Genomic DNA, 14,193 nt, shown 5'->3' with positions numbered 1-14,193 from the left:
GTGTTATTTCCTAGTCGTTTACCTTGAGCACAGCAAGGAAGGCATCCTGGGGAATTTCCACGCGCCCCACTTGTTTCATGCGTTTCTTACCCGCTTTCTGTTTCTCGAGCAGTTTTTTCTTACGGCTGACATCGCCGCCATAGCACTTGGCCGTGACGTTTTTACGCAGCGCCTTCACCGTTGAGCGAGCCACCACCTGGCCACCGATAGCGGCCTGGATTGCCACGTCGAACATTTGCCGAGGAATCAGCTCTTTCATTTTTTCCACCAGCAAACGGCCACGATTATGGGCATGGTCACGGTGGATGATGACGGCTAACGCATCGACTTTATCGCCGTTAATCAGTACGTCCAAACGCACCAATTTAGCCTCTTCAAAGCGCTCAAAGTTGTACTCAAGCGACGCATACCCTTTCGAGATGGATTTCAGGCGATCAAAGAAGTCCATGACCACTTCCGACATTGGCAGTTCGTAGGATAGTTGAATCTGGTTGCCTAAAAACTGCATATCCCGCTGTGTACCGCGGCGCTGTTCACACTCGGTAATAACGTTGCCTACATACTCCTGGGGAACCAGGATACTGGCGCGGACAACCGGCTCGCGCATCTCATCTACGTCGGCCATATCAGGCAGCTTGGAAGGGTTGGAGACGTAGTTAACGTCGCCATTTTTCATCGCTAATTCGTAAACAACCGTTGGCGCGGTGGTGAGCAGGTCAATATCGTACTCACGCTCCAGGCGCTCCTGGACAATCTCCATGTGTAGCGTGCCAAGAAAGCCCACACGGAAACCGAAACCAAGGGCATCGGAGTTCTCTGGTACATATTCAAGCGAGGCATCATTAAGCGCCAGTTTTTCTAGCGCATCGCGGAAGTCTTCGTAATCATCCGCGCTGACTGGAAACATGCCAGCATAAACCTGTGGCTTCACTTTTTGGAAACCAGGCAAGCGCGCAACGTCAGGCGTTTTGGTATGGGTAATCGTATCGCCCACCGGTGCGCCGTGGATCTCCTTGATGCCAGCGACAATAAAACCGACTTCACCGGCACGCAGGATATTGGTCTGTTTACGCTGTGGAGTAAAAATACCCACTTCCGTGGTACCCCAATCGCGGCCCGTCGACTTAATGCGAATCTTATCGCCTTTGCGCAGCGTGCCATCAAATAAACGCACTAGCGATACTACGCCGAGGTAGTTATCAAACCAGGAGTCGATAATGAGTGCCTGTAGGGGGGCATCCGGATCACCTTTCGGTGGCGGAATATCGCGCACCAAGCGTTCAAGCAGAGCGTCAATCCCAATACCGCTTTTAGCCGAGACACGGCAGGCATCGGTCGCATCAAGCCCTATGATCTCCTCGATTTCTTGTGACACCTTGTCACAATCAGCCTGAGGCAAATCGATTTTATTAAGCACCGGCAGAACTTCAAGACCTTGTTCAATCGCGGTATAGCAGTTAGCCACCGACTGGGCTTCCACGCCTTGCGCTGCATCGACTACCAGCAGTGCACCCTCACAGGCGTAGAGCGAACGTGACACTTCGTAAGAGAAATCAACGTGCCCCGGTGTATCGATAAAGTTGAGTTGGTAAACCTGGCCATCGGCCGCGGTATAATCCAGCGTCACCGATTGAGCTTTGATGGTAATACCACGCTCGCGCTCAATGTCCATGGAGTCGAGCACTTGCTCTTTAAGCTCACGTTCAGTTAACCCTTCACAAGTCTGAATCAAACGATCAGAGAGCGTCGATTTACCGTGATCAATATGGGCAATAATTGAGAAATTACGTATGTGCTTAAGCTTTCCGTTGGGAACGTCTTGGGACATCGAGTCTGTTCTGCCTTAGTGGTACGCAAGCGGCCGCTATGGCAGACCGCTTCGAGAGTTCAAAGCTCGAAAACAGCTGCCGTTAGAACATAAGGGCCATTTTCGACAAAAAGATATCCGCTATTGTAGCGATATGCGCAGGATAGGAACAGCAGTCCGGCGAGAACCGCCGGACCAGAAGTGAAAATAGGCAGGTTATTCTAGGCGAAGTGCAACGAACAGAGAGCGTCCTTCACGGAATAGACGTAGTGGAATGGCCCGATCAGTCGGCAGCTCTTCAACAATACTGACGAGTTCTTCTGAAGAGGAGACGCTGCGATGGTCAACACTGACCAATACATCCCCAGGGAGAATGCCAGCCTTCGCGGCAACGCTATCAGGCTCAACTTGGCGAACTTCAACCCCACCAGGAATATTCAGCTGCTCGCGCATGGCGTCGTCAATTTCAGCCACCATCACACCTAGACGTGTTTGATTATTGCTGGTGGACTGGTTTGGCTCCTGCTCGGCATCGGGCCAACTACCCAACTCAACCGACTCAGTCATCTCTTCACCATCGCGCATTAAGGTAAGTTCCACCTCGGTGCCGGGTGCGCCGCGACCAATTAGACGCGGAAGCGTGCTGGAGCGCTCGACTTCTTCGCCATTCACTTCAAGAATCACATCGCCAGCCTGGAGCCCGCCCTGAGCCGCAGGACCTTCAGGGTCAAGATCAGCAATCAGAGCACCAATGGCATTTTCCATACCAAATGATTCAGCTAGGTCTTGGGAAACAGGCTGGATCATGACACCTAACCAGCCACGGTTAACTCGACCGTCTTCACGCAACTGATCCGCAACATCCATGGCGACATTAATGGGAATAGCGAATGAGACACCCATGAAACCGCCACTGCGGGTAAAGATTTGGGAGTTAATACCGACCACTTCACCCTGGAGATTAAACAGCGGGCCACCGGAGTTTCCGGGATTGATCGCCACATCCGTTTGGATAAAGGGAACATACGCATCGCGTGGCAAGGTGCGGTTGATCGCACTGACAATACCTGCGGTAACGGAGTGATCAAAACCGAAGGGCGAACCAATAGCCGCTACCCATTCGCCGACTTTCAGTTCATCAGAGTCACCCAGCGTAAGCGTAGGTAAGTCACTGGCATCAATCTTTAATAGCGCCACATCGGTTTGTGGATCACTGCCGACTACTTCCGCAGTTAACTCGCGACGGTCGTTTAGTCGCACCAAAATCTCATCAGCATCCTGCACCACGTGAGCGTTTGTCATGACGTAGCCATCGTCACTAATAACAAACCCCGAGCCTAGTGATTGGCGCTCCTCGCTGCGCCCCTGACCGCCGCTAGGGGGCGAAGGTAAGCTATCTCCAAAAAAGTGGCGAAAAATTTCTGGAATTTCCTGGCCGCCAAACCCTGGAGCGCTACTACGCTGAACCGTTCTGCTGGTCGAAATATTGACCACGCCAGGGGCGGCATCTTCAACCAACTCGGTGAAATCGGGCAAACCCTGTGCGCTGGCAACTTGGCCAAAGGTTAGCAACGCCGCCACACATACCCATAGGGTGGAGGGGAGAATCAAGCGCTTCATGCAAGAGCTCCTACTTAAGGTGATATTAATCGAAGGCAGATCAACAACTCACAGCGAAGTGCCGGAGAACTAACTGACCAAGCGCGGACGAAAGCGTTCCCTTCTCCCACGCAATAGGTATTTAACACTTATAACACCCCCTACTAAGGCGATAAAAAAGACCGCAGGGGCCAGCCAAATAACAGTATTGACACCGGAGACCAGACCGGACAGCAGCAGCGCCAAAAGTAAAGGCAGCCCATAAACAAAAAAAGCCAGCAAAGTGACAGAGGCACTTGGCAAGCTTATGGTGACTAAACTTCCTAGCGGATACGCCTGCTCAATAGCCTCAGTTCTCCCAGGAAGTTCTAAAGCAACTTGCTGACTGCGTCGGGGCGATAACAACCCCAACCCGCACCCTCTTCCCTGAGCGCACTGCTTACAGCTTTCTTGGGCCGAAATTTCAACGATGAGGCGTTGAGGTGCATGCTTTACAACGGAGCCGGTGCGTAACAGAGGGGAGCAGGTAGCAGGAGTCATTATCACGCTTCTCGAAGCACTTGGATCGAAAACACTACTTCTCATCCTCTTCATGAGGATCATTGTCAGCCTGAGGTAGATCGAAGTTAATTGAACGCACAATTCTTTGAAGCGTCGCAACGGGAAGCTCGCCAATGGCAACTAACTGCCAGCGCCCCTCCTCGGTAACGTAGTGGTCAACAGCTACAGCAGAAACGCCCAATTGCTGCACGCCCGGCTGCAAAGCAGTGCTATCGTCATCAGAAACGGACTCTACGAATAGGCTTACGGTAGCTAAACCATCGCTATAAACCCGCTGATGCAGATCACTGCCCGTAAAGTTAACTGGCTGGGTAACAAAGCCCTCGGGCAACCAGGTAACCTGCCAGGGAGTGCTCAAAACCACTCGCGGACCATCTAACCTAACAATACCGGTATATTTTTGAGGCGACTGAAGCTGAGTAATTTGGAAGGTTTCAATTATTCGTCCCTGCTGATCAATAAGCACATGCTTAAGCAGGAGACCAGTGTCTCGATCAAGCCACCACTCGTGGGAGAAGCGCCATTGATCATGCGGCTCAAAAATAAGCTTGATCGCTTCACGCCCCGCCACGCGAGCGTCATCTTCAAGTTCAATCGAATAATAGCGCTCTAGATGAGCCGCCCACCGAGCTGGGGAAGGCAGCTCACCGTTACTGTTCTCTTCGGTCCAGGCTAACCGACCCACCGGTGAACGTCGCTCAATGCTGACAGAGGGTCCGTCGAGATATTGCACTACCTGCTGCCTGATGCCGTCCTGAATGCGGTGGGAAAGCGCCAAGGTACGCACATCAACAGCATCAATAGCCACTGCTCTAGCTTGAAAGGCATAGCAGTGACTAGCCCACAACCCTCTCTCAAGCCACTGGGTGGCACTACTAGGCGTCGCTTCGGTTTCAACTGAACACTCATAGCCTTCATGGCTGCCTGAAGTGCTGCTTGTTTCTGAAGAAGTAGTGCTAACCTCTGAAGCGCTATCAACACTTTCAGCGTGTGCATGAAATGGGAGCGTACTGAGCACTATCACCAACATCCAGGCGCGCCCAGGCCGCCGGAAAAATATCATCTTGCACACTTCCACCCTGCGCACTCCCTACCCTTGCTGATATGCGCTGTAAAAAACGCCATTCAGAATTAGCGTTGTCCTAGCGGCTCAGTAACCGCAGAGGAGCGCATCAGCGGCATCCAACTGTCGCCACTGCCGTAAGCGGCACTCTGGGTATGCTGCTCCAAGTAAGATTGCAGCAAGCCAATCTGATCAACATCGATGTTAGTGCCTTGGGAAGCAGAGACGCCCTGGGGGGTCTGCGCTGAAAACCCAGCTTCACTAATATTCATTAGGCCACTCTGACCAGACTGCCCACTAAGCCGAAACGGAGTAGGTTCAAACATTGGCATATCGGCGCGCGAAGCCACTGCTGGCTGAGAAGCCAAACTAACCGGCTGAACCTGGGTTCCACCATTAGCACTAGACGCGGTTGTGGCAACATCTCCACCCTGAGGGACAGACGAGTCATTACCAAAGAACTGCACACCGGTAATAACCATCAAGGAGACAGCAGCTGCAACACCAGCGCCACGGGCAAATGAAACGCCTCCCGCACGATGGGCCACTTGCTCGGAGCCTTGCATCATTGGTGCAGGTTCATCGCGCAATTGGGCCATGATGCCGGCAGAAAGATCCACACTTACATCTACGCCTTGCTCACGCTGCATCATGCTGCGTGCAAGGTGATAGCGGCGCCATGTATCGGCAGCATCGTCATCATTAGGCAGTGCCTTCAACACTCGGCGAAGCTCAAGCTCGTCACTTTCGCCATCCATTAACACCGAAAGTGATTCCCGTGTGTTTTGACTCATACTTCACACCCTCACACTGTTTAAAAGAAGTACCGATGCGATGATATAAAAACAGCCATCACCGCACCAACGACTTCCATGGCCAAGACTCAGTTGCAAACTAATCAAGCGGTAAAAATAATCAGCCTACAACGCTAAGCTCATGACGCTTTGCACATCGAAATATCCAATGTGCTCATCAAGATTGTCAGGTTCTATGACGCTAAACATGCCAGACAGTTCACAAAAAAAGCAAAACCAATGATTTTTATGATGGCATTTCAAAGCAATCACTGAACCGTGCCACTAGTGACCGTTATTCGTCACGACTGTTCCTTGCCGTGGATACTAGCGGACGAATATGTTCATCAACGGCCTCGCGGGCGCGAAAAATGCGAGAACGAACGGTACCCACGGGGCACTGCATGACCTGAGCAATATCTTCATAAGCCAGCCCATCCAGTTCACGCAGGGTAATCGCTGTGCGCAGATCATCGGGCAGGTTGTCAATTGCTTGGTACACCGCTGCCTCTAGCTGATCTCGTGCAATGGCCGCTTCCGGTGACTCTGAGTCTGCCAGCCGTCCGCTTTGATCGATAATTTCAGCGTCGACAATATCTAAATCACTTCCTGGGGGGCGGCGACCCCGTGAGACCAAATAATTTTTAGCGGTATTGATCGCAATGCGATACATCCAGGTATAAAACGCACTCTCTGCGCGAAACTTGCCCAAGGCGCGATACGCCTTGATAAATGCCTCCTGGGCGACATCCTGAACTTCTGAGTGATCATGAACGTAACGACCGATCAGGCCGATAATTTTGTGCTGGTACTTCTTGACCAGCAAATCAAAAGCGCGCGTATCGCCTTTTTGAGCACGTTCAACAAGCTGTTGGTCTGTTTCCCGAGTGCTCATTCACACGCTCCTCCAGCTCGTACGGCGTGCGCCGAGCCCCATTCCTAGCCCTGACAAGTGGGCGTTCACAGCAAGCAGCATAGCGTCCCTTGGGCATTGATTAATAATAGAGTGAAATAAAAGAGCGAATACGTCGCCCGAGTATGTTGCTACATTTTTTGGTGAAGCCACGTTTTAAAACGAGGCAACATTTTATATCGGTACTGCTTTTTTAACGATACGGTTTTTAAAGTCTCAGTTTTAAAAACCCAGTTTTAAAGACTCAGCATTATGACTATCGGGCTTTCTACACCACCCCTAACCACATCATAAGGCTTACAACGTCATGGGATTTCGAACAACATAGCGCCCAGTGTTACGCGTTCTATGCAGCGCATCAAGCGCTTACCCCCTCTTTCGCAAAACCCAGCGGCTGACACTTTTAATGCCACTATAGTTCCACAGCAATTGATTTTTACCTGCTTGGCAAGCGATAGTAGGTGCCACTTTTATCGCCCATCGCGTAAGCACAGGTAGCAAGATGTCAGAACAGCAGGTTAATAACCTTAACGTCCTCGCTCAAGACGTTCTCACCACGCCAGAAGCGCTCAAAAACGCCGTACCGTTAACCGATGCGGCAGAGCGCACTGTTATTGAAGGTCGTCAAACCATCCAGAATATCCTGGATGGCAACGATCCGCGACTGCTTGTCGTCGTCGGCCCTTGCTCTATTCACGACGTGGAGGCCGCGCTTGATTACGCACGACGCCTTCGCGAACTCGCCGATCAGGTGAACGACAGCCTGTATATTGTGATGCGCGTCTATTTTGAAAAGCCGCGCACAACGGTAGGCTGGAAAGGCCTGATCAACGACCCCCACCTCAACGACTCTTTTGAGATCGATGAGGGGCTACATATCGCCCGCAAACTGCTGGTCGACCTGGCGGAAATAGGCTTACCGCTTGCTACCGAAGCACTCGACCCGATCTCACCCCAGTACCTGCAAGACTGCATTAGCTGGTCTGCGATTGGCGCCCGCACTACCGAGTCACAGACCCACCGGGAAATGGCCTCTGGCCTCTCCTGCCCGGTCGGCTTTAAAAACGGCACCGACGGCAGCTTAGATGTGGCTATTAACGCACTTCAGTCCGTGGCCAGCCCGCACAACTTCCTGGGCATTAACCAGGGTGGCCAAGTGGCGATCATTCGTACCCGCGGCAATGCCTACGGCCATGTCGTGCTACGTGGCGGCAATGGCAAGCCTAACTACGATAGCGTTAGCGTTGCGCTGGCAGAGAGAGAGCTCGAGAAAGCCAAGCTTTCGCCCAACATCATGATCGACTGCTCTCACGCCAACTCCAATAAAGATGCCGCGCTGCAACCGCTGGTATTGGAAAACGTCACCAACCAAATTTTGGAAGGCAACACTTCCATCATCGGCCTGATGGTTGAATCCAATATTGGCTGGGGCAATCAGAAACTCACCGCAGACTTAAGCCAGCTGCAGTATGGCGTCTCCATTACCGATGCCTGCATCGATTGGGACACCACGGTGGAGACCTTCAAGCGCATGAACGATAAACTTGCCGACACGCTCGCCAAGCGCATCGCCAAGTAGATCGAATCCTCAAGCAGGTCGAAAACCCCGCTACGGCGGGGTTTTTGGTCGTTTCCCAGAGCACTGAATAATCGCTAGCGACTAATTTCACGCCGAAATGGTGGCAGCGCATCTAACAGCGCCTGCCCATAACGACGAGTAATCACCCGCTTATCCAACAGGGTGATTGTGCCCCGATCGCTCTCTTTACGAATCAAGCGCCCACAGGCCTGGACAAGCTTTATAGATGCATCAGGCACGCTAATGCGCATAAACGCATTACCGCCCTGGCTCTCTATCCACTCCGCGAGCGTTGCGCCTACCGGGTCATCGGGGACCGCAAAAGGCAGCCGCGTAATCACCACGTGCGTCAAATAGTCGCCGGGAAGATCAATCCCTTCCGCAAAGCTCGCCAAGCCAAAGATGATACTGCCCTCGCCCCTATCAACCGCCGCCCGGTGGCGCTCAATAAGCTCACGCTTAGGTAGTGCATCCTGAGCGAGCACGCGCTCCTTCACACTCGCGGGCAACGCTTTATCGACCGCGCGCAGCTGGGCACGGGAAGAGAACAGCACCAGCGCCGCTTCTTTCTCGGCCAACTGCGATACAAACGTGACGATCGCCCGTTCATGAGCATCCCTGTCGCCAGGGTCGGTGGCCTCTTTGGGCACGCGCAGCACCGCATTGGCGTAATCAAACGGACTCGGCAGCGCCTGATAGCGGTAGCGATTCGCCAAACCTGCCCGCTCCTGCAGGCGCTCAAAGCGCCCCAACGCAGTCAAGGTCGCAGAGGTAACCACCGCCCCATGGCAACGCCCCCATAAATGCTTCGCCAACGTATGGGCGGCCGATACCGGACTGGCCGAAAACTCAACTTCCGGCTCCCCAGCCACACGACTAAGAGTGATCCATCGGGCGCTAGGTGCCTCATTGGCCACATCCTGCTCGCTAAATGCCTGCCACAATGCATGTGCCTCTAGTGCGCGCCCATGCAGTAACGCGACCAATGGTAACCAGGTTTCCGCCTGCTCACGATCAAGGCCTGTCTGCTTATCGGGATCAAGGCTTTCGCGCAGAATATCGCTAATGCTTTCCAGGCAGCGCGACAGCGAGGCAAACATCACCAACAACTGCTGCGCCTGCTCCCGCAGGGCATCGGGCACTTGCCCCTTCTCAAAACGCGATTGATGAGTGGCCTCTTCATCAGCGAGGCCATTAGGCCGCTCCGCTAACTGGTGCCCCATGCTAAATACGTCACCTAGCGCGGGCTCCAGGTTATGAATCAACTCTGGCAAACTGACTAAAAGCCGCGACACCGTTGGCTGAATAGCCAACGCCTGGTGAAGGTCGGTCAAACTGCTTTTCAGCGTTTTCAGCCAGCGCAAACAGCCGTGTACCGCAAAGCGGTGGGCAAAGTGGGAGAGCGCCTTCTCAGGCAGGTGGTGACCTTCGTCAAACACAAAGATACAGTCCGCCGGGTCGGGCAAAATCGCACCGCCCCCCAACGCCAAGTCAGCCAGCACAAGATCATGATTGGCGACGATGACATCCGCATTTTCAAGCTCACGACGGGAGCGAAAAAACGCACAGGCGCCAAAATGGCCGCAGCGCCTTCCGGTGCACTGGCGGTGATCCACCGTGAGACGGCGCCAGTGGGAGTCGTCAATGGCCTCAGGCCAATTATCACGGTCACCTTCCCACTCGCCTTGGCCATAGGCTTGCGCCATATCGCTAGCGATCACCGTGAAATCACTGCTTTGGGTCTGCAGGGACTGCTCAAACAGCGAAAGCGTAGGGTTAGGCTCAGTGCCCTCAAGCGCCTGATCCAAGCGCGCCACGCAGACATAGCGGCCACGCCCTTTTGCTAATGCATAACGAAAGGCGATGCCACTGTGGCTAGCGAGCGAGGGTAAATCCTGGTTAAGCACCTGCTCTTGGAGAGCGACCGTGGCCGTTGAGATGATTAGCCGCTTGCCGCGCGCTTTAGCGATCGGCAAGGCGGCAATCAGGTAGGCCAGGGTTTTACCCGTACCGGTGCCTGCTTCCAGCACACAGACATGAGTATCGCTAATCCGCTTGCCTTCGCTGTCACTCTCAATATTACCGAGGGTGCGGGCGATTTCGGCAATCATCATGCGCTGGCCGTAGCGTGGCGTTAGCTCAAGCGTATCCACCACGCGGCGATAAGCGTCTTGAATCTCGCTTTTGAGGGCAGTATCTAGCATGCGGTTTAGAGCATACCTTCCGGCGGATGCACGCAGGGCAGCTTGTCATTGATATAGCGTTCGATTTCCGGCAACGAGAACGCATCCTCTTCGCCAACGAAGCTAATCGACACACCCTTGGCACCGGCGCGACCGGTACGGCCAATACGGTGTACGTAATCTTCCGGGTCTTCCGGCAGGGTATAATTGATGACGTGGCTGACGTCTTCAATATGAATACCGCGACCAGCAACGTCGGTGGCGACCAGCACCTGAATCTCACCTTCACGGAAGCTTTCCAGGGTTTTGATACGCTGATTCTGCGGCACATCGCCCGACAGCATCGCCGCACTGACACCAGCCTTTTTCAGCAGGTCGTCAAGCTTGCGCACTAGATCACGACGGTTACCGAACACCATCACGCGTTCGAAGCTCTCCTGCTGGAGCAGGTTTACCAGCAACCGCTGCTTGTCGTCATCGGACACCAGGTACACACGCTGATCGATATCCGCCTGATTCTCAACGGTCACTTCGATCTCGACGTGAGCAGGATCAAGCGTCCACTGACTGGCAAGGTTAAGAATGTCGTCGGTAAAGGTAGCCGAGAAGAGGAAAGTCTGACGCTCCTCTTTTTTAGGCGTGTAGCGAATAATGCGCTTCACGTCAGGGATAAAGCCCATCGACAACATGCGGTCGGCTTCATCTAACACCAATACTTCGACTTCGTTCAGGTCGATATCGCGCTTCTGATGGAAATCCAACAGTCGCCCTGGTGTTGCCACCAGAATATCGATCTTGCTGCCCAGGCTCTCGCGCTGCTTCTGGTAATCCATACCGCCGACAACACTCGCTACGTTGAGCTGTGTGAAGCGCGCTAAGGCTTTGGCATCTTTCTCGATCTGCAGTGCCAGCTCGCGGGTAGGCGCAATAATCAACGCGCGCGGCGCACCCGGCTTTTGACCATTGGGCGTTGGCTCTTCAAGGAAGTAGGCCATCACCGAGATCAAAAAGGCCGCTGTTTTACCGGTTCCCGTTTGCGCTTTACCGACAATGTCGCCACCTAATAGCGTTTGGCGCAGGGCCTCGGCTTGAATAGGTGTGCAGTACTCAAACCCCTGGGCGTGAATAGCGCGCATTAAGGGCAGCGGCAGATCAAAGTCATGAAAGCGCCACTTACCGGCCACGGCGGGCACCTGAAACTGACGAAGATCCCAGTTCGACTGGCGACGACGCGGTTTACGACGGCGGCGTTTTGGCTTGCGATTCTGGGCCGGGGCTGTGGTCTGTTCCGACTCGCTCATAGGCTGTCTATCTGTCCATTGCTGTGGAAGTTGGCATCTTGACGTGCGCATTGTACCAGGGCTTGGCGATAAGAGCGCGTCCTGCTGTCGAAGGAGTCCCAAGGCCTGTTAGAATAGCGGTCAAATCGACGTAAGGAGCGCGATATGACGCGTAAGAAAAAAACTCGTTCACTGGCCGACAAGGTGACTATTCGTACCGGTCGGCGTAAAGATTATAAAAAGTGGCGCCACGACAACCCTGATCAGGTGGCTCCATCACGCCGCTTTGTGGCAAAAAAGCAGCAGCAGCGCAAGCTTCAGGCGGTGAGAAAACTGGCCCGCCAACAGGAAGGGCAGAATATTGCCATTCACCCTGACAAATCAAACAGCGGCACCACCAAGCCTCAGGGGGACAACTCGTAATGCGTTTGGTTTCGTTCAACATTAATGGCATCCGAGCACGGCTTCACCAGTTACAGGCGTTGATCGACACTCAGCAGCCGGACGTGATTGGGCTTCAGGAGACCAAGGTACAAGATAGCGAGTTCCCCATCGCCGACATCGAGGCCATGGGCTACCACGTCTTTTATCACGGTCAAAAGGGCCACTATGGCGTCGCATTGATGTGCCGCCAGGCGCCCGAAGAAATTTTTTACGGTTTCCCCGATGATGAGGAAGACGCTCAGCGCCGCATGATCGGCGTTCGCCTGACCGCGGAAGATGGAGAAGCCGTGACGGTATGGAACGGCTATTTCCCTCAGGGCGAAAACATTACTCACCCGACAAAATTTCCCCATAAAGAACGATTTTATGGCCAGCTAGCACGGCTGCTCAACGAACAGCACCGCCCCAATGAGCGGCTGGCGATTATGGGTGATTTTAATATTTCACCGGAAGATCAGGATATCGGCATTGGTGACGCTAACCGCAAGCGCTGGCTGCGCGAAGGCAAAACCAGCTTCCAGCCTATTGAGCGCGAATGGCTCGAAGGCATTAAAGCCTGGGGGCTCGCTGATAGCTATCGACTCTGCTACCCACAAAGTGATGATCGCTTCAGTTGGTTTGATTATCGCTCAAAAGGGTTCAATCAGGAGCCGAAGCGAGGACTGCGTATTGACTATATTTTAGTCACTAAAGGGCTCGCTGAAAGCGTCACTGACGCGGGTATCGACTACAAATTGCGCGGCATGGAGCGCCCCTCAGACCACGCCCCCACCTGGAGTGACTTTGATATTTCGCTTAAATCGTAGTCTTCACTGTCTGCGGCGATAGGTGCTGCGAGGGCGCTACCCTATCGCCGACGCACCGCACCATCCTCTTTTCTTACCGACAACCTAGTTAAAACTGGCCAGCCACTGAGAAGCTTCTTCGTCCCCCAGTTCTGAGGCTTGGGCAAAGGCCTGTTGGGCTTGTTCATCCTCCCCCCACGCATAGGCAAGCTGGCCATAGGCTCGCCAGTCAGTAGCTGCCTGAGTGTGCATCGCTAATGCTTGCCAGGCATCCAGGGCTTTCTCAACGTCTTTAGCCTGCCGCCAAGCATTGGCGAGAAGGCGCAAGTTGGTTTCGTCGCGCACAACCTCACCCTCTGCCAGCGCTTGCTCAAGGTACTCTGCCGCCCGTGCGGGCGTGCCACCTGCCAGATGCAACTGAATCAATAGCCAGCGATCTTCAGGCTCGGTTAATTTGCCTAACTGCCACGCCATTTCCCACAGGCCAGCAGCGACGCCCGGCTGCCCGGCCTGCTGGGCGAGACCGGCAGCTTGGCGCCAATCGGCGGTATCGCTCTGCGCATTCAAGCCACTTAATAACCAACCTAGCGCCTGATCGCCTTGCCCAGCATTGCGGTAGATCGCCAACGCCAACGCCTGCTGCGCTTCGCTTAGCTCTGGCGTCTCACTCTGCGCCTGTTCAACCCAACGGGCGGCCTCATCCCAGCGCTCCTGCTGTGCCAGCAAGCGGGTTAACTGCCAGACGGCATCACTATCTTGTTGATTCGCTAACCACTCAGTGAGTAGCTCTATGGCTTGGTCACGCTGACCGGCAGCACGACGAAGTGAAGCCTCTTCACGTAGCCAGCGAGCCGCCTGATCAGCGTCAACGCCACTCATTCCGCGGGCAGTCGCTAGTCGGTCCGCTGCCGCAGCAGGTTGATCCTGACGCACCAACGCTCCTGCTGCTAGCTGCTGATAGAGCGCACTGGCCCATTGATCCGATTGATTGCCGGAAGCTAACCGCTCGGCCTGGGCAGTTGCTCGCTCAACGACTTGGGTCAACGCGGCCTCTTGTGACTGACTCTCTTGCAATCGGCTTTGCAGCGCATTGAGATCGGCAATCACATCGCCCTGCAGCGCAGGGCCGGCCTGTGCCGAAAAAGACCAAACGCTTAGTAATAAAATCGTTAAAGGACGCTTCAT

General features: G+C 54.0%; 12 protein-coding genes. 3 read left to right on the top strand and 9 right to left on the bottom strand.

The window, feature by feature from the left end:
• Positions 1–10: 10 nt before the first annotated feature.
• The 6 genes from lepA to rpoE form a co-directional block, all read right to left on the bottom strand.
• Complete coding sequence (lepA, locus tag MLE19_RS03050) at positions 11–1,828, bottom strand: translation elongation factor 4 (protein WP_240716586.1); 1,818 nt, start codon at positions 1,826–1,828, stop codon at positions 11–13.
• Positions 1,829–2,023: 195 nt separating this feature from the next.
• Positions 2,024–3,427: a DegQ family serine endoprotease gene (locus tag MLE19_RS03045; RefSeq protein WP_240716585.1), complete on the bottom strand. Its 1,404-nt coding sequence runs from the start codon at positions 3,425–3,427 to the stop codon at positions 2,024–2,026.
• Positions 3,428–3,496: 69 nt separating this feature from the next.
• Positions 3,497–3,946, bottom strand: a complete 450-nt coding sequence (locus tag MLE19_RS03040; RefSeq protein ID WP_240716584.1) for a SoxR reducing system RseC family protein — start codon at positions 3,944–3,946, stop codon at positions 3,497–3,499.
• Between the two features lie 34 nt (positions 3,947–3,980).
• Positions 3,981–5,045, bottom strand: a complete 1,065-nt coding sequence (locus MLE19_RS03035) for a MucB/RseB C-terminal domain-containing protein (RefSeq protein ID WP_240716583.1) — start codon at positions 5,043–5,045, stop codon at positions 3,981–3,983.
• 53 nt (positions 5,046–5,098) lie between these two features.
• Entirely contained in the window at positions 5,099–5,824 is a 726-nt protein-coding gene (locus MLE19_RS03030) for a sigma-E factor negative regulatory protein (RefSeq protein ID WP_240716582.1), read from the bottom strand.
• Positions 5,825–6,119: 295 nt separating this feature from the next.
• Positions 6,120–6,719, bottom strand: a complete 600-nt coding sequence (rpoE, locus tag MLE19_RS03025; RefSeq protein ID WP_240716581.1) for an RNA polymerase sigma factor RpoE — start codon at positions 6,717–6,719, stop codon at positions 6,120–6,122.
• 520 nt (positions 6,720–7,239) lie between these two features.
• Here rpoE and MLE19_RS03020 point away from each other — a divergent pair.
• The gene (locus tag MLE19_RS03020) at positions 7,240–8,316 is read left to right on the top strand and encodes a 3-deoxy-7-phosphoheptulonate synthase (protein WP_240716580.1); all 1,077 of its coding nucleotides are present in this window, start codon (positions 7,240–7,242) and stop codon (positions 8,314–8,316) included.
• Between the two features lie 74 nt (positions 8,317–8,390).
• Here MLE19_RS03020 and dinG read toward each other — a convergent pair whose 3' ends face one another.
• Both dinG and rhlB read right to left on the bottom strand, forming a co-directional pair.
• The gene (dinG, locus tag MLE19_RS03015; RefSeq protein ID WP_240716579.1) at positions 8,391–10,520 is read right to left on the bottom strand and encodes an ATP-dependent DNA helicase DinG; all 2,130 of its coding nucleotides are present in this window, start codon (positions 10,518–10,520) and stop codon (positions 8,391–8,393) included.
• A gap of 5 nt (positions 10,521–10,525) precedes the next feature.
• Entirely contained in the window at positions 10,526–11,800 is a 1,275-nt protein-coding gene (gene rhlB, locus MLE19_RS03010) for an ATP-dependent RNA helicase RhlB (protein ID WP_240716578.1), read from the bottom strand.
• Positions 11,801–11,944: 144 nt separating this feature from the next.
• On the opposite strand from rhlB, the gene MLE19_RS03005 reads away from it, so the two are divergent.
• Positions 11,945–12,202: a hypothetical protein gene (locus MLE19_RS03005; RefSeq protein ID WP_240716577.1), complete on the top strand. Its 258-nt coding sequence runs from the start codon at positions 11,945–11,947 to the stop codon at positions 12,200–12,202.
• Complete coding sequence (gene xthA / locus MLE19_RS03000) at positions 12,202–13,029, top strand: exodeoxyribonuclease III (protein WP_240716576.1); 828 nt, start codon at positions 12,202–12,204, stop codon at positions 13,027–13,029. Before MLE19_RS03005 ends, xthA begins: the two co-directional genes overlap by 1 nt.
• A gap of 84 nt (positions 13,030–13,113) precedes the next feature.
• Here the strand turns inward: xthA and MLE19_RS02995 are convergent, their stop codons facing one another.
• Complete coding sequence (locus MLE19_RS02995) at positions 13,114–14,193, bottom strand: tetratricopeptide repeat protein (RefSeq protein ID WP_240716575.1); 1,080 nt, start codon at positions 14,191–14,193, stop codon at positions 13,114–13,116.

The sequence above is a fragment of the Vreelandella neptunia genome (assembly GCF_022489065.1).
Taxonomy (GTDB): domain Bacteria; phylum Pseudomonadota; class Gammaproteobacteria; order Pseudomonadales; family Halomonadaceae; genus Vreelandella; species Vreelandella neptunia_A.
The sequence above is the reverse complement of the archived record's forward strand: the minus strand, read 5'-3'. Positions and strand labels throughout refer to the sequence as shown.